This window comes from Micromonospora sp. HM5-17 (assembly GCF_003762835.1).
Classification (GTDB): domain Bacteria; phylum Actinomycetota; class Actinomycetes; order Mycobacteriales; family Micromonosporaceae; genus Plantactinospora.
The window spans coordinates 216,571-233,506 of record NZ_RJWA01000004.1 but is presented as its reverse complement, the minus strand read 5'-3'; the positions used below and the strand labels follow the sequence as shown (position 1 = coordinate 233,506).

General features: G+C 72.7%; 12 protein-coding genes and 1 pseudogene. 9 read left to right on the top strand and 4 right to left on the bottom strand.

Features of this window, described 5'->3' with window-relative positions:
- Window positions 1-249 precede the first annotated feature (249 nt).
- A pseudogene (locus EF879_RS28825) lies at window positions 250-1,353 on the bottom strand (sorbosone dehydrogenase family protein); the annotation flags it as partial.
- 364 nt (window positions 1,354-1,717) lie between these two features.
- Window positions 1,718-4,555 carry a PQQ-dependent sugar dehydrogenase gene (locus EF879_RS14520; protein WP_233604457.1) on the bottom strand — a complete coding sequence of 946 codons (2,838 nt, stop codon included), beginning with the start codon at window positions 4,553-4,555 and terminating at the stop codon, window positions 1,718-1,720.
- Window positions 4,556-5,055: 500 nt separating this feature from the next.
- Between EF879_RS14520 and EF879_RS14515 the strand changes: the two genes are divergently transcribed.
- From EF879_RS14515 to EF879_RS14490, 6 genes are all read left to right on the top strand, one after another.
- Window positions 5,056-6,348 (top strand): glycosyltransferase family 4 protein, encoded by a 1,293-nt coding sequence (locus EF879_RS14515; protein ID WP_158624175.1) that lies wholly within the window; start codon window positions 5,056-5,058, stop codon window positions 6,346-6,348.
- Between the two features lie 77 nt (window positions 6,349-6,425).
- On the top strand, window positions 6,426-7,556 hold the full coding sequence (locus EF879_RS14510; protein ID WP_123558840.1) for a hypothetical protein: 1,131 nt from the start codon (window positions 6,426-6,428) through the stop codon (window positions 7,554-7,556).
- Between the two features lie 146 nt (window positions 7,557-7,702).
- On the top strand, window positions 7,703-9,112 hold the full coding sequence (locus EF879_RS14505) for an O-antigen ligase (protein WP_123558838.1): 1,410 nt from the start codon (window positions 7,703-7,705) through the stop codon (window positions 9,110-9,112).
- A 70-nt stretch (window positions 9,113-9,182) separates the two neighbouring features.
- Window positions 9,183-10,034, top strand: a complete 852-nt coding sequence (locus EF879_RS14500) for a glycosyltransferase (RefSeq protein ID WP_123558836.1) — start codon at window positions 9,183-9,185, stop codon at window positions 10,032-10,034.
- Entirely contained in the window at window positions 10,031-10,987 is a 957-nt protein-coding gene (locus EF879_RS14495) for a glycosyltransferase family 2 protein (protein ID WP_123559230.1), read from the top strand. Before EF879_RS14500 ends, EF879_RS14495 begins: the two co-directional genes overlap by 4 nt.
- Entirely contained in the window at window positions 10,984-11,976 is a 993-nt protein-coding gene (locus EF879_RS14490) for a glycosyltransferase family 2 protein (RefSeq protein ID WP_123558834.1), read from the top strand. The genes EF879_RS14495 and EF879_RS14490 overlap by 4 nt, the downstream gene beginning before the upstream one ends.
- A 24-nt stretch (window positions 11,977-12,000) precedes the next feature.
- On the opposite strand, the gene EF879_RS14485 is transcribed toward EF879_RS14490, so the two are convergent.
- Window positions 12,001-12,801, bottom strand: coding sequence for an alpha/beta hydrolase (locus EF879_RS14485; RefSeq protein ID WP_123558832.1), 801 nt, complete (start codon window positions 12,799-12,801; stop codon window positions 12,001-12,003).
- Between the two features lie 156 nt (window positions 12,802-12,957).
- Window positions 12,958-13,239, bottom strand: a complete 282-nt coding sequence (locus EF879_RS14480) for a hypothetical protein (RefSeq protein ID WP_370375505.1) — start codon at window positions 13,237-13,239, stop codon at window positions 12,958-12,960.
- A 252-nt stretch (window positions 13,240-13,491) separates the two neighbouring features.
- Between EF879_RS14480 and EF879_RS14475 the strand changes: the two genes are divergently transcribed.
- From EF879_RS14475 to EF879_RS14465, 3 genes are read left to right on the top strand one after another with little or no spacing between them, the layout of a single operon-like run.
- Window positions 13,492-14,601, top strand: coding sequence for an Ig-like domain-containing protein (locus tag EF879_RS14475; RefSeq protein WP_123558828.1), 1,110 nt, complete (start codon window positions 13,492-13,494; stop codon window positions 14,599-14,601).
- A gap of 49 nt (window positions 14,602-14,650) precedes the next feature.
- Window positions 14,651-15,778, top strand: coding sequence for an FG-GAP-like repeat-containing protein (locus EF879_RS14470; protein ID WP_123558826.1), 1,128 nt, complete (start codon window positions 14,651-14,653; stop codon window positions 15,776-15,778).
- Window positions 15,779-15,801: 23 nt separating this feature from the next.
- Entirely contained in the window at window positions 15,802-16,911 is a 1,110-nt protein-coding gene (locus EF879_RS14465; RefSeq protein WP_123558824.1) for a VCBS repeat-containing protein, read from the top strand.
- The last annotated feature ends 25 nt before the right edge of the window (window positions 16,912-16,936 follow it).

The window sequence follows — 16,936 nt, the reverse complement described above, 5'->3', positions numbered from 1 at the left end:
GTCGTGCTCCGGCCCGACCTGCAGATCCACCACGCCGGGGGCGGCGGCGAACGGCACGATGCGGGCCGGGTCCGGCAGCCCGTTCGCGCCGGTCCGCATCGCCCAGACGCAGCCGCGCGAGTAGTCGGCGAAGAAGAGCGCTCCCGCGTACGTCGCCGGGTAGCCGCCGCCGCTGGCCGGGTAGAACGCCATCCCGGCCGGGGACGACCCGCCGGTGCGGCAGCCGTCCCCCGCGGCGACGACCTGACTGTGCTGGTACGTGTAGTACGGCGGAACCACCGTGGGCGCGGCGTAGAGGCTCTCGCAGAGGGCCAGGTTCGCCGCGTTGTAGCCGCCCTGCACGGCGGTTCCCTCGTAGCACGGCCAGCCGTAGTTCCGGACCGGGCCGACCGCCGGGTCGGTGATCCGGTTGATCTCCTCCCAGGTCCGCCACCCCACGTCGCCGACCCACACCTCGCTGGTCCCCGGACGGAACGTCCAGCGGAACGGGTTGCGCAGCCCGTACGCGACGATTCGCCGGGTGTTCGGGTCGGGGCTGGCGGCGAGCGGGTTGTCCGGCAGCGCGACGCCGGTGGTCGGGGAGATCCGGATCAGGGTGCCGCCCAGCCCGGTCGGATCGTCCGCCGTGCGGATGTCCTGCGCGCGAAGGGCCCCGCCCTCGGCGGTCGGCGGGGTCATCGGTCCCCCGACCGGGGCCGGCGGGTCCCCACACGGGTTGGTCGGGTCGCCGGACTGGCCGTAGTCGGTGAAGGTGCCGGACGCCCCGTCGCCGCCCGAGACGTAGAGGGCGCCGTCCGGGCCGAAGGCGAGAGCGCCGATCGAGTGGCTGTCGATCTGCGTACACCAGTCGTGCAGCAGCACCTGCTCGTCGCCGGTCATCACGTTTCCGTCGGCCCGCAGCCGGGAGACCCGGGCGCTGGAGGGGCAGGCGCCGATGACCGGGCAGGCGTCGTGGTACGTCGGCGCGCTCCCCCCGACCACCCCGTCGTAGCTGTAGCTGACGTAGACGTACGGGTCGGCGGGGAAGGTCGGGGCGAGGGCGAGGCCGATGAGGCCGAGGTCGGTGAAGTCGTACACCTGGGGACGCAGGTCGGCGAAGACCGTCGGGGTGTCGTCGGAGAGGCTGTCGAAGACCTTGATGATCCCGCTCTTCTCGGCGACGAAGACCCGCCCGTCCGACGCGAACGCCAGCGTGGTGGGCCGGGTCAGTCCGGTGTAGACGACCTGCTGGGTGAAGCCCGCGGGGACGGCACCGGCTGGCGGGGATGGCGCGGGCGGCGCACCCGTCAGCACCGGTACGCCGAGGACGAGCGCCAGGGTCAGCGCCCAGATACGCCGCAACGCTCGGGACATGACGGCCTCCCTCCGGCGGTGGGGTGCCGGCCCGACCGACACCTTCCTCCGGAGCTCAGGATCACCGTCGGTGACGACGCGGGCTGTCACGAGACCGACCGGAGCCGACGCCGACCAGACCGACTTAACGACCGGTCAGCTTCCCTGGTCAGTCCCTTTGTTGCGGCCGTGACGCCCGCCGGGGTGACCCCGGGGAGACGATCGGCCCGCCGGGGCGGGACCGGTGTCCCGCGCCCTGCCGGACGATCGCCTGTATACGGAGCGTATCGGTGGACGCCGGGGTGATCAGGCCGGGGGCGAGCCGGTCGGTGTGTGCCGGGGTCAGGCGCACCGGTTCCGGGGGCAGTCGGGCCGGACGGGATGATCAGGGCGAATCGGGTCGGTAGACGATCGACGTACCGTTGACCAGCGTCGGCTGGTTGACCGAGTACGGCAGCCCCAGCGTGCCGGTGGCGTCCTCCAACCCCACCGTGGCCGAGTCCCCCCGTTCCCGCCCGGTGCTGTTGAGGTCCGCGTAGCTGAACACGATGTCGCCGCTCTCGGCGAACTCGACGGCGAAGCTGATCCGCGCGGAGCTGGAGCCGTACAGGCCGCTGTTGCGCCACTCGACGACGAACCGGCGGTACGGCGCCGTGCCGACGACCCCGGTCCGGACGCTGGAGTCCGCCCGGACGTAGAGGTCGTCCCAGAACGGATAGACCGCGGCGTTCGGCGGACCCGGCTCGGGCAGCGGGCCGTTGATCGGCTGGGACCCGCCGGGGTCGACGAACGAGACGAAGCCGTTCCCGGAGACCCAGGCGGTCTCGTACGCCTGCCCAAAGAGCCGGATCGGGAACGGGAGCTCCACCGTGGTCACCCGGTCGTCGCCGTCCAGCGGCAGCACCGTGTCGTCGACGGTCGGCCACGGTCGACCGGTCTCGGTGACGCAGGTGTACCCGGGCACCGAGCCGCACCCGGGCACCTCGGCGTACGTCGCGGCGTAGCTGGTGGCGGTCGCGCCGGCGGTGATCACGTGCGTCGCCGCGCCCCCGTCCGACCACCCCTCGAAGGCGTACGCCCGCCCGCCGAGGGTCTGCGGGCTCGGCGCGCTGACGGTGGTGGTCGAGCCGACGATCACCGTACGGGTGAACGGGGTCTCCCCGGTGACGGCGCCGACGCTGAGCCGTAGCCCCGGCGGATCGCTGAGGAAGGTGAGGTCGACGGTACGCGGATCGAGCCGGCGGACCACGGTGTCGGTCAGCCCCTGGGCGTCGGTGACGGTCAGCTCCAACTCCAGATAGGACGGGTACTCGTGGTCGGGTGCCACGAACTGGCCGCCGGCCACCCCGACCCACTCCTGCAGGTCGTGGGTGTGGCAGTTGCCGACCGACTCGCAGTGCCGCATCCGCAGCCACCAGTGCAGCGCCGAGGCCGGCAGCGTGCCCTGCTGCGGGTCGGTGCCGCCCCCGCTGAAGGTGACGACCTCCCCCACCGCCCAGTCGGTCCCCGGCTCCGGCGTCTCCAGGACGGCCGAGGGGGCGCCGTTCCCGGACTGGATGGTGACGGTGGCGGTGGCCGAGACGCCGAGGGTGTCGGTGACGGTCAGCGTCGCGGTGTGGCGGCCCGGCGTCGCGTAGCGGAAGCTCGCGGTCGGTCCGGTGGCGTCGACGGTCCCGTCACTGGTGAAGTCCCACCGGTAGCTGAGCCGGCCGACGTCGGCCGGGTCCGGGTCGGTGGAGCCGCTGCCGTCGAAGACGACGGTGAGCGGCGCCGGTCCGCTGGTGGGGCTCGCGCTGATCACCGCGGTCGGCGGCTGGTTGCCGGGGAAGTAGCGGATCCGCCGGATCGTGCCACCGCTCAGGTCGGCGTAGTAGAGCTCGCCGCCCGGCCCGATCGCCAGGTCGACCGGGCTGGCGGCGGCCTGACCGAACGCCTCCAGGTGGGCCGGGTTCGGCAGCCCACCCGGGGTGCTCGGCCGCATCGCCCAGATGCAGCCGCGCGAGTGGTCGGCGAAGAAGAGCGCTCCCGCGTACGCCGCCGGGTAGCTCCCGCCGCTGCCCGGGTAGAAGGCCAGCCCGGAGACGGCGTCGCCGCCCGCGCCACAGTTCTCCCCCGGCACCACCGCCGCGCTGTGGTGGTAGGCGTAGTACGGTGCCGTCTGCCCGTCTCCGGTGTAGAGCGTCTCGCAGAGGCGCAGGTTGGCACTGTCGTAGCTGCCCATCCGGCCGGCCCCCTCGTAGCACGGCCAGCCGAAGTTGGTGACCGTGGCGGTCGGGTCGACGATCCGGTCGATCTCCTCCCAGGTGTTCCAGCCGACGTCGCCGAGCCAGACCTCGTTGGTCCCCGGCCGAATGGTGAACCGGTACGGGTTGCGGGTGCCGTACCCGACGATGCGGCGTGTGTTGGGGTCGGCGGAGTCGGCCAGTGGGTTGTCCGGGGCGGCCGCTCCGGTCGCCGGATCGAGCCGCAGGATCGCACCGTCCAGGCCGGTCGGGTCTCCGTCGCTCCGGACGTCCTGGGAGCGCAGCGCACCGCCCTCGGCCCGTGGTGGGGTCATCACCCCGCCGGGCGGGTCGGCGCAGGGGTTCGGCGGGCTACCCAACTGGCCGTAGTCGACGGTGCTGAAGCTGGCGCCGTCGCCGGCGCTGACGTACAGCATGCCGTCGGCGCCGAAGTGCAGGTCGCCGACGGAGTGGCTCGGGTACTGCTGGCACCAGTCGTGGATCAGCACCTGCTCGCCGCCGGTCATCACGTCGCCGCTGATCCGGAGCCGGGAGAGTCGGCCGGTGACCAGGCAGCGTCCGTTGTTGGCGTCGGGGCAGACGTCGTTCCACACCGGCGCGGTCCGGCCGGGCGGGGCGTCGTACGTGTAGAGGACGTACAGCCAGGGGTCGGTCGGGAAGTTCGGCGGCAGGGCGAGCCCGAGCAGGCCCCGGTCCCACTGGTTGTGGACGTTGACGCCGAGGTCGGCGACGACCGTCGGCGTCGGGTCGGCGAGACTCGAGAAGACCAAGATCCGGCCGCCCTTCTCGGCCACGAAGATCCGCCCGTCCGGGGCGAACTCGAGGTTGGTCGGCTGGTTCAGCCCGGTGAAGACGATCTGCTCCTGGAAGCCGACGGGCAGGGTCACCGCCGCCGCCGGCGGCACCCCGTCCGGCGGAACCAGGACACTCCCGAGCATCGCCACCGCCAGCCCCAGCCCCAGGCCACGCCGCAACCGCACCGTGCGCTCCTCTCCCCGTGGCCGCCGCGCCGGCGGCGTCCGCGCGAGGCGGGTCTGGCGCGCACGGATCGCCGCCACCGGTCACGGAGTCGACCACCGGCCCTCGTCGGCACAGGGTCGGCCATGGGCACGATCGACAGAAGAGCGCCGCACCAAAACGCGAAAGCGGACGAAATTCGAGCAACCCGTGCGCACCCGACGCCATTTTCGTCGACACGTCGACCGCACCGGCGAGGTAAAGCCGTCCGGCCCGCCGACACGCGGATGAATGAGTGAACGAACAATCGTCCGATCGGACGTGACCACGGTAAGTAATGCGACAGTTTCACCATTCCCCGGTCCTTGCCGGCAACGGACCGGTAGAGCAGTGTCTGGGTAGGACATGGGCCGGTGGCACCCGCGCCGGTGCAACGCGTTCCACAAGGGTCACGGCGATTTCCCGCCACGCCGGGACCTTTCCATCGAAAACGTCGTCCGAGCTGCGCGGATGGGGGTTAGAGATGGCCGATCGGCGCCCACACGTGGTGATCGTGGTGGTCAATCTGCCGGCCGAACGGGACCGTCGGGTCATTCGGGAGTGTCAGGCGCTGGAGGCCGCGGGCTACCGGGCGTCGGTGATCTGTCCCCGCGGCCCGCAGCGGCCCCGGCTGGTGCCGGGGACGACGGATGCCCGGATCTACTCCTTCCCGCAGCCATTGGCCGGCAGGGGCGTCCTCTCCTTCGCCGCCGAGTTCGCCTGGGCGCTGACCGCGGTCACCGTACGGCTGCTCGGCCTGATGCTGCGGACCCGCGTCGACGCCGTGCAGGCCTGCAACCCGCCGGACATCTTCTGGGTGGTCGGGCTGCTGATGCGGGCGGTCGGCCGCCCCTTCGTCTTCGACCACCACGACCTCAGTCCCGAGCTGTACGAGTGCAAGGCCGGCACGCCCCGGCCGACGGTGCTGCGGACGCTGCGGCTCCTCGAACGCCTCTCCTGGCGCGTCGCCACCGCCGTGGTCGCCACCAACGAGTCCTTCCGGGAGCTGGCCATGGAGCGGGGCGGCTGCCCGCCGGAGAAGGTGGTCGTGGTCCGGAACGGCCCGGCGCTGGCCGAGGTCGGCCCGCCCACCCCGGTGGGGCGCGGCACCGGAGCCGCCACCGCCGGCCGCGCCACCGGCGGCGGGCGCGAACGGCAACGGATCGTCTACGTCGGCGTGATCAACCCGCAGGACGACGTCGAGACGGCGGTCCTCGCCGCCGAGCGGCTGATCGGACTGCGCGGCGCCGACGACTGGGAACTCGTGGTCGCCGGCGACGGCGAGAGCCTGCCGGAGCTGCGCCGGCTCGTTGCCGAACGCGGCATCGAGGACGTCGTCCGCTTCACCGGCTGGCTGGAGGCCGACGAGGTGGACGCCCTGCTCCGCTCGGCGTCGATCGCGATCCAGCCGGACCGGCCGAGCCGGATGGCGGAGTTCTACACCATGGCGAAGACGGTGGAGTACGTCGCCCGAGGCGTCCCGGTCGTCGCCGCGGACCTGGGCGAGACCCGGCGTACGGCCGACCGGGCCGCCAGTTACGTGCCGAACGGCAGTCCGGACGAGTTCGCCAAGGCCATCGACCAGCTGCTCAGCGACGGGCACGCCCGGGCGGAGATGAGCCGTACCGGACGGCAGCGCTTCGTCACCGAGTTGGCCTGGGACCACCAGGTCAAGTCGTACATCCGACTCTGGAATCAATTGCTGCGGCCGTCGCCGAACGGTTACAACCGAGTTTCACTCGGTAGCGGGGCCGATGCCGCGCGCCCGCCGTCCTGACGCGCCCCGTCCACCGAGGAACCACTGCCGATCCCCGTACGACACCAGCACTCGCCCGCATCCGAAGGGGCCGCCCGATGGACCTTCTCGACCTGCTGAAACTCATGTTTCGGCGGTGGTACGTCTCGGCCCCCATCGTGGTCGGGACACTCGGCGCCGCCTTCGCGTTCGGTCTGGCGATCCAGCCGGAGTACAAGACCGGGGCCGCCATCCTGCTCGTCCCGCCCACCACCGCGACGGCGCCGCCGGCCCCCAACACCACACCCCGGCCGGGCAACCCGTGGCTGCGGATCGGCGAGAACGCGATGGCGCAGGCGGTACAGATCTCGGTCTCCGCGCACGACGCCCGGATGAAGGTCGCGGCGGCCGGCGGCGATCCGGACTACGAGGTGGGTCTGGTGCCACGCAGTTCGATCCTGACCGTCGCCGTCACCGCCGACACCGAGGCGAGCGCACGGACGACCGTGGAGGCGGTGACCCAGCTGATCCACGACGAGGTCGCCGGGCAGCAGGCCGAGTACCGGCCGAACCCGGGCGAGCAGATCACCACCCAGGTGCTCGACCCGGGGCTGAACATCGTCCAGTCCCGCTCCAACGTACTCCGGGCACAGGTCGTGATCGTGGCGATCGGCCTGCTGCTGGCCGCGGTCGCCGCCGTCGGCTACGACGCGGTGCTGCGCCGCCGCGCCACGGCCCGGCTCAGGCGTCGCGACCTTCGTGCCCCGATGACCTGGAGCGCCGGGCAGGCGACCATCGGGGCGGCCCGCCCGGAGACGGCCGTCGGCGCCCCGTCCCCGCCCTCCCGGCCGGCCGTCACGCCGGCCCCCGCCACCCGGTCCGCCGCGACGCCGGCCGGCCGGGGGGACGCCACGCAGCCGGTCCCCCGGGCCGTGGCCGCCCGGATCGCCTCCCGACCCCGGGACCACCGCGGCGGCGCCCGCTCGGGCGACGACCCCGGGCCGGCCGACGAGCACACCGGTCACCTCGACGACCGGGCCGGCGAGGCACCGCACGACCGCGTCGCCGGGCACACCACGAACGGTCGCCCGGCCAACGGGCGTGGCGCGCACGCCGCCGAGGAGCGGGGCACCCGGTACGCCGGCACCGAGCGGGGCACGACCGCCACCGAGGGCCGCCCCGCCCCGCAGCCCGACGACACGATCCTGCTGGCCACGGTCCGGAACCCCGCGGACGACGTCACCCCATGAACCGGTCGCAACCTCCACCGCACGGCGCGTACGCGACGTGTCCGACCGTGCGCTCCGCCGGAGCGTACGGCGCGGTGGAGCGGACCCCCATGATCGCCGAATCCCGCAGCCGCGCCGGCTGACGGCGCACGGACGAGACGAGCGACGTGCCGACCTACCTTTCCGCCCGACGGTCCGACACGGTGTACGACGGGATCACCCCCGCCGTACGCCACTTTCCGGATGCGACGGCCGCGGTCATCGCGGCCGTCCTGCTCGCCTACCTGCTCCCGTTCCGGCTGGTCTTCCCTCCGCTGAGCGACCTCGGCAGGCCCGGCATCATGGTGGGGTTCGGGCTGCTGGTCTGGTGGGCGCTGAGCCGCCTGCACCCCACCCTGGTCACCCGGGGACAGCAGCCGATGCGCTGGGCCATGGCGATCTACCTGGCCACCCTCCTGCTCTCCTACATCGCCGGGCAGGCTCGGGGCATGCCGGTGCTGGAGGCCAACGGCGCCGAGCGGACCCTGCTCCAGGCGCTGGCCGGTGCCGGCATCCTGTTCGCCGCCGCGGACGGGGTCCTGACCCGGGACCGGATCGACACGATCCTGCGCTGGCTCTGCTGGGGCTGCACCTTCATGGCGCTCGTCGCGCTGACCCAGTTCGTCACCCGGATCGACCCGACGACGTACATGAAGCTGCCGCCGGTCCTGACCTTCCACCGGGACGTCGTCGGGTTCCGCGAGCGGGGCGGCGACGGGCTGGTCCGGGTCGCCGGCACCGCCGGACACTACATCGAGTTCAGCGTGCTGATGGTGATAGGCCTGGTGGTCGCGATCCACTTCGCGCGCTTCGCCGACAGGCGGCGGGACCGGCAGATCTACGGGGCGCTGGCGATGCTCCAGGCGGCGGTCATCCCGATCTCACTCTCCCGGACCGGCGTCCTCGCGCTCGCCGCCGCCATCGTGCTCTTCATCCTGGTCTGGCCGCTGCGGACCACCTTCAACGTCCTGGTGGTCGGCTGCTTCCTGGCCGCGGTCATCCAGGTCCTCCGGCCCGGCCTGCTGGCAACACTGAAGTCGCTGATCATGGCCGGGGAGAGCGACCCCAGCGTGCAGGCCCGGGTGGAGGACTACGACTACGTCACGCCGTTCATCCGGGAACGGCCCTGGCTCGGCCGGGGCATCGGCACCTTCCTCCCCGAGCTGTACCAGCTGCTGGACAACCAGTGGCTGACCACCCTGGTCCAGACCGGCATCGTCGGGGTGGCCGGGCTCGTCGTCTTCTTCATGTCGGGGGTGGTGGTGGCCGGCCGGGTCCGCCGCTTCGCCCGGTCGGAACGGGACCGCGACCTCGCGGCGGTGTTGGCGGTCGCGATCGCGGTCGCCGCCGTCTCCAGCTTCACCTTCGACTCGATGTACTTCACGACGTTCTTCATCACCGTGCACCTGATGCTCGGGTTGACCGGCGCCCTGTGGCGGCTGACCCGGGCGGAGCGGATCAACCAGATCGAGGCGGGCCGGGCGGCGCGGGCGAGGAACCGGGAAGCCAGGACCGCACGGGGCGAGGAGACGCCATGACCGCGGACAGCGAGGTCATCCGCCAACACCGCCGTCTCGGTCGGGACGACGAGCGCAGCGAGGAGGCGGCATGACCGGCGACGGCGGGATCGACATCCTCATGATCACCTACGACCGGCCGGAGTACGTCCGGCGCTCGCTGCCCCACCTGTTGTCGACCTGTCCCCCCGATGCCCGGGTCTGGCTGTGGCACAACGGCACCGACCGGCCGACGCGCGACGCGGTCGAGGAGTTCCGCCACCACCCGCGGGTGCACCGCTTCCACCACAGCCCGGTCAACGCCGGGCTGACCGAGCCGACGAACTGGCTCTGGCGGGAGTCGACCGGGACGTACCTGAGCAAGGTGGACGACGACTGCCTCCCCGACCCGGCCTGGATCGACACGCTGCGGCGGGCGCACCAGGACGTCGCCGAGTTCGGGGTGATCGGCACCTGGCGTTTCCCGCCGGAGGACGTCGAGCCCGACCTGGTCGCGAAGAAGCTGGCCGACTACCCCGGCGGGCACCGCCTGCTGCGCAACCACTGGGTGCAGGGCAGCGGCTACCTGCTCAAGCGCGCGACGCTGGACCAGGCCGGGCCGCTGCGCGACGGCGAGACCTTCACCGCCTGGTGCCTGCGAACCGCCCGGCTCGGCTGGGTGAACGGTTGGTACCACCCCTTCCTCCCCGAGGACCACATGGACGACCCGCGCAGCCCGCACACGATCTACCGGACCGATGCCGACTTCATGGCCCGCCGGCCCCTGTCGGCTCGGCGTACCGGGGTGACCACCCTCGCCGAATGGACCGAACAGATGCGCCACTCCGCCCGGGTGGTCCAGGCCGCCCCCCTCGACCTGCGGGAGTACCAGGGCTGGCGGCTGCGCCGGCGCAACGCGGTCCGCCGGATCCGCCTGGCGTTGACCGGGCGGGCGCCGTGGTGACCAGCGTGGTGATCGCCGCGCACAACGAGGCGGCGGTGCTCGGCCGTACCCTGCGGACCCTGCTCGCCGACGCGGCGCCGGGCGAGTTCGAGGTGGTGGTGGTCGCCAACGGCTGCACCGACGACACCGCCGCGGTCGCCCGATCATTCCCCGGGGTGACCGTGCGGGAGTTGGCGGCGCCGTCCAAACCCGCCGCACTGAACGCGGGCGACGCGGCCGCCACCGGCTTCCCCCGGATCTACCTGGACGCGGACATCACGCTGACCGCGGCCGGGGTCCGCGCGCTCGTCGCCGCGCTCACCGAGCCGGGGGTGCTGGCCGCCGCACCCGGCCGCCGGCTCGACACCACCGGCCGCCCCCTGCTGGTCCGCGCGTACTACGCGATCAACGGGCGGCATCCGGCGTACCGGAACGCGCTCTTCGGCCGGGGCGCGATCGCGCTCTCCGCCGCCGGTCGGGCCCGGTTCGGCCCGTTCCCGGACGTGATCGCCGACGACCTCTTCCTCGATGCCCAGTTCGGTTCGGCGGAGAAGCGGGAGATCGGCTCGGTCTGCACCGTGGTGGCGACCCCTCGGCGCACCGCCGACCTGCTCCGCCGCCTCGTTCGGGTCCGGGCCGGCAACGCGATGCTGCGCGCCGCCGACGGGCAGGTTCGGCGGGCCCGCCGGGGTTCCTGGCTGGTCGACGTGGTGCTCCCCCGGCCGTGGCTGCTGCCGGCCGGGGTCTGCTACGCCGGGCTGACCCTGCTGGCCGCCGCTGCCGCCCGCCGGCCGGCCGCCCGACGTGGCTGGGGACGCGACGAGTCGAGCCGGCGCGACGGAACCCGCCGCGACGACGTGGGGCGGAACGACCGCGTGAGTTCGCGCGACGGGACGGCGCCACCGGTCGGGACGGAGGGCGCGGCGGTGGTCCGGGCGACGAGCGCCGACGGCGACCGGGAGGTGGCGTCATGACGCCGCTGGTGAGCGTGATCGTGGTGTCGTACCAGACCCGGGAGCTGATCCTGACCGCCCTGGCCACCCTTCGGACGGCGTGCCCCGACGAGCCGTACGAGGTGATCGTGGTCGACAACGCCTCGACCGACGGATCGGCGGCGGCGGTGGCCACCGCCTTCCCCGAGGCGCGGGTGGTCCGGCTGGCCCGCAACGTCGGCTTCGGCCGCGCGGTGAACGTCGGCGCGGCCCTGGCCCGGGGCGACTGGCTGCTGCTGCTCAACCCGGACACCGAGCCGGTCGGCAACGTCATCGGCGAGCTGCTCGCCGCCACCCGGGCCCACCCGGGGCACGGCGTCTACGCCGGCCGTACGCTCGGCGCGGACGGCCACGACGACGGGAACTCGGTCTTCGGGCCGCCCTCGCTGTGGACACTCACCTGCTTCGCCCTCGGGCTCTCCACGCTCTTCCCGAGGTCCCGGCTCTTCAACCGGGAGGCGTTGCCCTGGCTGGACCGGTCGACTCCGGTTCGGGTGCCGGCCGCCTCCGGGTGTCTGCTGCTGATCCGGCGTTCGCTCTTCGCCCAGCTCGGCGGCTTCACCCCGGACTACTTCATGTACAGCGAGGACCTCGACCTCTGCCTGCGGGCGACCGCGCTGGGCGCGCGTCCGGTGCTGGTGCCGCGGGCCCGGGTGCTGCACGTCGGCGGCGCCGCCTCGACCAGCGTCGGCAAGCGCGTGATGCTGCTCCGTGGGCAGGTCACGTTCCTCCGGTTGCGGTGGTCCCGGCCGCGCGCCGGACTCGGCCGGGCGCTGCTGCGGCTCGGCATCGCGGTCCGGGCCCTGGGGTCCCGGTTGACCGGCCGGGCCGGCTACTGGCGGGAGGTGTGGCGGCAGCGGGCGGTCTGGCTGGCCGGCTGGCCCCCGGCGGCGGAGCTCGCCCCGGTGGAGATCGAGCCGGGCGCCTCCGGCGGCACCCCGGCGTCCGGTGGGATCCGGCAGCCCGCCTGAGCCGGGCGGCCCCGACGGCGTGGTTCAGCCGTCGCGGCGTTCCGGCATCGGTACGTTCGCGAAGGCGGCGACGGTCCGGTCGGCGTACGCGCTGGCGTCACCGGTCTCCATCGGGCCGTCCCAGGCTGTCGGCAGCGGGACCGGGACGGCCGGGTTGACCCGGCGGACGATCTCGTCCAGGACGGTCTCCGCGTCGCCGACCCAGAGGTGCTTGGCACCGTCGACCCCGACCACCTCGGCCTGCGGCACGGCGGCGAACCGGCGGCGGGCCTCCTCCGGGCGGAGGTAGTCGTCGAACTCGGGGACCAGCGCGGTCACCGGCTTGCCGGAGGCGGCCCAGGTGGCGAGGTCGTCCTCGGTGACGGTCCGCAGCGGTGGCGAGAGCAGGATCGCCCCGACCACGCTCGGGTCGCAGCCGTGCCGGAGAGCAAGGTCGGTGCCGAACGACCAGCCGACCAGCCAGATGTTCGGCAGCTCGTGGAACTCCGCGTACTCGATCGCGGCCGCGACGTCGTACCGTTCGGCGTTGCCGGCGTCGAAGGTCCCCTCACTCGTGCCGCGGACGCTGCTGGTGCCGCGGGTGTTGAACCGCAGCACGGCGACGTCGGCCAGGGCGGGCAGTCGCCAGGCGGCCTTACGGAACACGTGGCTGTCCATCATCCCGCCGTGGGTGGGGAGCGGGTGCAGGCAGACCAGGGTGGCGACCGGGTCGCGGTCGGCCGGCAGTGCCAGCTCGCCGACCAGGCGGAGGCCGTCGGCGGTGTGCAGCTCGATCTCCTCCCGGCGGGCGGGAAGGATGCTGGCGGCGCGGATCGGAGAGCTCACGCTACAGTCTTACCCCGTCCGGTGATCGGCATCCGCCCGAGGGCCCGCCCCGGTGGTAGAGATCCCAGCGCCGTCCACCACGGGCCGTGCCGATCGTCGACCGGGTGCGACCGGAAGGCGGCCCGGCCTCTCGACCGGCGGGTGTGCCCCGCCCGGTCAGCCGTACCGGGGAGCGCTGCGGGAGCGTTCCACCCCCGGGCCGCGCCGGTCTCGGGCCCGCCAGCAGCCGGTGTGCCAGTGCCGGCGGTCGTCCAGATCACCCCACCCGTCGGCCGGCCAGGCCACCACGTGAGCCACCCCGGGCCGGATCTCCTGGACACAGCCGGGACAACGGTACGTCTTGACCGCGGCCGAGGCGGGGATCACCCGGACCTGCCAGTCGCCGTCCTGCCAGGTCTGCACCGCACCGATACCGCGGTCCAGCCGCGTCCGGTCCAGCGGTGCGGGCTCCTCGCGGCGGGGACGGTTGCGACGTGGGCTCACCTTTCCAGACTACGCAGCCGGCCGGGCGGCCGGCACGGGCGGCCGGGGCGCCGCCAGCGACACCTGATCATGGCTTTGAGCTGGGGGAATGTGCCGATCCGGTGTCGGATCACGGTCAACACGGGACTGATAACCCCTAAAGGGGTCTAGCGTCCACGAACAGGTGCTGGCCTGGCAGGTCGGCCGGAGCTTGAACAAGAGGGCGTCATGTGGACCAAACGCATCGCCGTGACAACCATGATCATCACCGTCGTCGCGCTCGGCGGCCCCGTCCCCGCCGCGCACGCGAACGTCCCGGGCGAGCCGATCATCGGCGAGTTCAACGGTGACGGGCTCACCGACCGGGCCACCCTCGGCGGCGTCTCCCCCAACCTCTGCTCCACGATCGTCGAGTACGGCAGCGCGCCGGGCGTCTTCCTGCCCCCGCTCGCCTTCGTCTATCTACGCCCCAACGACACCACCGACGCGTGCCCGGACCTGGGGGTGGCCGCCGACGTCAACAACGACGGCCTCAACGAGCTGTGGCTCGCCTGGAGCGACGGCGCCCCGCCCACACTCTCCTACAACCGGATCGTGCTGCGCGCGCCGGACTTCCAGCCCGTCACCACCTTCAACTCGCCGATCACCCGCCCCACCTTCATGGGCGTGGCGGTGTTCACTCCGGGCGGCATGCCCTCGCCCTACGCCGTCGGGCAGGGTGGGATCGCCAATCTGGAGGTCCAGGACACCACCGCGGTCCTCGGGCCGATCCGGTTCTGCACGGTCGATGCCCCAAGCGCGCAGCTCGCCAGCTGGGAACGCAACGGGGCGCAGGGCGTCCTCCTGGCGTACGCCGATGCCTGCGCCGACCACAGCAGCGGCGTGGTCCGAATCCGCCAGGACGGCAGCGTCGTGCAGCTCGAGTCCGACCCGACCGGCGAGACCACCTGGACCGCTCGCGTGGTCGACGCCGACGGCGACCGGTTCCCCGACGTCCGGACCATCAACCAGCGCACCGGCGAGGTCAGCTACTTCGTCAACACCGGCCCGGGCGGGACGTTCTCCCTGGTCCGGGCACCCGACGCGAACACCGACCGGGTCCAGCTGACCAGCACCAAGGCGGTGGCGATCGACGTCCTGGCCAACGACCACGCCAGCCGGCACGCCGCGGTCACGGTCACCGCCGCACCCCGCTACGGCACCGTCCAGGTGCTCTCCGACCGGCGGATCGTCTACCGTCCGAACCCGAGCCACGGCCGGACCGACCAGTTCACCTACCAACTCGCCGAGGAAGGCAAGCGGAGCAGCGCCCGCGTCACCATCCGGTTCCCGGACTGAACCGCGCCAGACCGGGTCGACAGTTGACGGGACGTACCAGGGAGACGAGATGTTCCGCAGGCGAACCGCCGCGCTGACGGTGTTGATACTGCTGGCCGTGGTGACCGGCGCAGGAGTCCTGCCCCCCGTGCCGAGCTGGGCCGCCGGCCGGGGCGAGCAGATCCTCGGCGACGTGAACGGAGACGGCTTCACCGACCGGATCACGCTCGGGGTGGTCGAGCCGGACCTGTGCGCGGTTATCGTCGAGTACGGGACGGCGTCGGGAACGTTCCGGCCACCGGTGGCGTCGGTCTACCTCCGCCCGGGCGGCACCGGCCCAGGCGCCCGGTGCCCCGACCTCGGGGTGACCGTCGACCTCGACTCCGACCAGCGACAGGAACTGGTGGTGGCCTGGTATCCCGGCCCACCGCCGATCACGGACGTCAACCTGATGGTGCTGGACGACGACTTCCAGCCGTCGTTCGGGCTGACCGAGGCGGTCTACGCCCCGTACTTCCTCGGCACCGCCGACTTCAACGGGGACGGGCGGCTGGACGTCTACTCCGTCACCGACCAGGGACAGGGGATCGAGACGTACCTGAACCTGGGCAACGGCACCCTCACCCGGGGGCCGGTCGCCTGGTGCGCCGGGCCGCTCAGCTTCCACCTGCCGGACCTCGACCGGGACAACGCGTCCGACCTGGTGAGCGCCTACACCCAGCGGTGCCTGTCGACCACCGTCGCCACCGGGGTGGTGGTGGTGCTGGACGACGGCACGCAGCAGGAGCTCCAGACCGACCCGCTCGGGCTGGACACCTGGACGGCGTCGGTGGTCAACGCCAACGGTGACCGCTTCCACGACATCCGTACGGTGTCCCGGCTCACCAGCGAGGTCGACTACTTCATCAACACCGGCACCGGACAGTTCGTCGAGTCACCGCGGGCCACCCCCGACACCGCCACCGTGGTCGACGCCAAGGCCGTGTCGATCGCCGTACTGGCCAACGACTACGTCACGAGCCAGGCCACCGTCACCATCACCACCCCACCCCGCTACGGCACGGCGCAGGTCACCAGCAACCGCCAGATCGTCTACCGGCCACGCGCCGACCACGGTACGACCGACCGGTTCACGTACCAGGTCACCGAGGGGGGCCGGCGGAGCGCCGCGACCGTCCACCTCCGGTTCACCGGGTAGCCGGGCCGTCGGGAGGAGGAGCGATGTGGGGCACTCGTGTCCTCATGGTCATCACGATGACGGCCCTGGTCGTAGCCGGTAACGCCGAGCTGCGTCCACCGCCGGGCCGGGCCGGTGGGCCGGGCGAGCCGATCATCGCGGACGTCGACGGGAACGGCATCCCCGACCGCAACACACTCGGCCTAATTTCGGGTACGTCGACCTGCCGGGTCCTGGTCGAGCTGGGGCTGGCCGACGGCGGCTTCGGACCGGCCCGGTCCTACTCGTACCTGGTCCTGGCGGCCGGGGACGTCAACTGCCCGGACCTGGGGGTGGGCCTCAATCTCGACGCCGACCCGGCGGACGAACTGGTGGTCGCCTGGTTCGCCGGGCCGCCGCCGGACATCTCCAGCACCCTGATGGCCCTGGACAACTTCCGGGTGAGCGCCGGCTTCGACGCGATCTTCCAGCCCAGCTTCGTCGGCACCGCCGACTTCGACGGTGACGGCCGGCAGGACGTCTACGAGTGGACCGACCAGGGCGAGGGCTTCGCCACCTACCTCAACACCGGCACCGGCGCGCTGGTGCCCGGACCGGTGCACTACTGCGCCGGCCCGCTCAGCTACCAGCTCGCCGACTTCAACCGGAACGGCGCGATGGACGTGGTCATCGCGTACCTGGAGGGCTGCGGCGCGTACTTCACCGGGGTGGTGGTGGTGCTGGACAGCGGCGACCAGGTCGACCTCCAGGGTGACGTCGAGGGACTGCGGACGTGGGGCGTCGAGGTGGTCGACGCGAACGGCGACGGCATCCCCGACGTCGCCACCCGCGACCAGGAGACTGGCGCCCCGGCCACGTTCCTCGGCGTCGGCGACGGCACCTTCATCCGCGCCCCGGTGGCGATCCGGGACTATCCCACGGCCCGAGGCACCAAGACGATCGGTATCCGGGTGCTGGACAACGACTGGGCCACCAGCCGGGTGAAGGTCACCATCTGGACGCCGCCACGGTACGGCACCGTGAAGGTCACCACCCGCGGGGTGATCAACTACACCCCGCACCGGAAACACGGGCGCCGCGACTCGTTCGTCTACCGCCTCACGGACGAGGGTCGGACCAGCAACGCCGCGGTCAGCATCAAGATCATCGGCTGAGCCGCCCGGAGTACGACAGCCGGCC

Excerpts from the sequence above, each read along its gene's own strand:
- EF879_RS14515 (WP_158624175.1), top strand. The coding sequence starts at position 5,056 with ATGGCCGATCGGCGCCCACACGTGGTGATCGTGGTGGTCAATCTGCCG.
- EF879_RS14510 (WP_123558840.1), top strand. The coding sequence starts at position 6,426 with ATGGACCTTCTCGACCTGCTGAAACTCATGTTTCGGCGGTGGTACGTC.
- EF879_RS14500 (WP_123558836.1), top strand. The coding sequence starts at position 9,183 with ATGACCGGCGACGGCGGGATCGACATCCTCATGATCACCTACGACCGG.
- EF879_RS14490 (WP_123558834.1), top strand. The coding sequence starts at position 10,984 with ATGACGCCGCTGGTGAGCGTGATCGTGGTGTCGTACCAGACCCGGGAG.
- EF879_RS14475 (WP_123558828.1), top strand. The coding sequence starts at position 13,492 with ATGTGGACCAAACGCATCGCCGTGACAACCATGATCATCACCGTCGTC.
- EF879_RS14470 (WP_123558826.1), top strand. The coding sequence starts at position 14,651 with ATGTTCCGCAGGCGAACCGCCGCGCTGACGGTGTTGATACTGCTGGCC.
- EF879_RS14465 (WP_123558824.1), top strand. The coding sequence starts at position 15,802 with ATGTGGGGCACTCGTGTCCTCATGGTCATCACGATGACGGCCCTGGTC.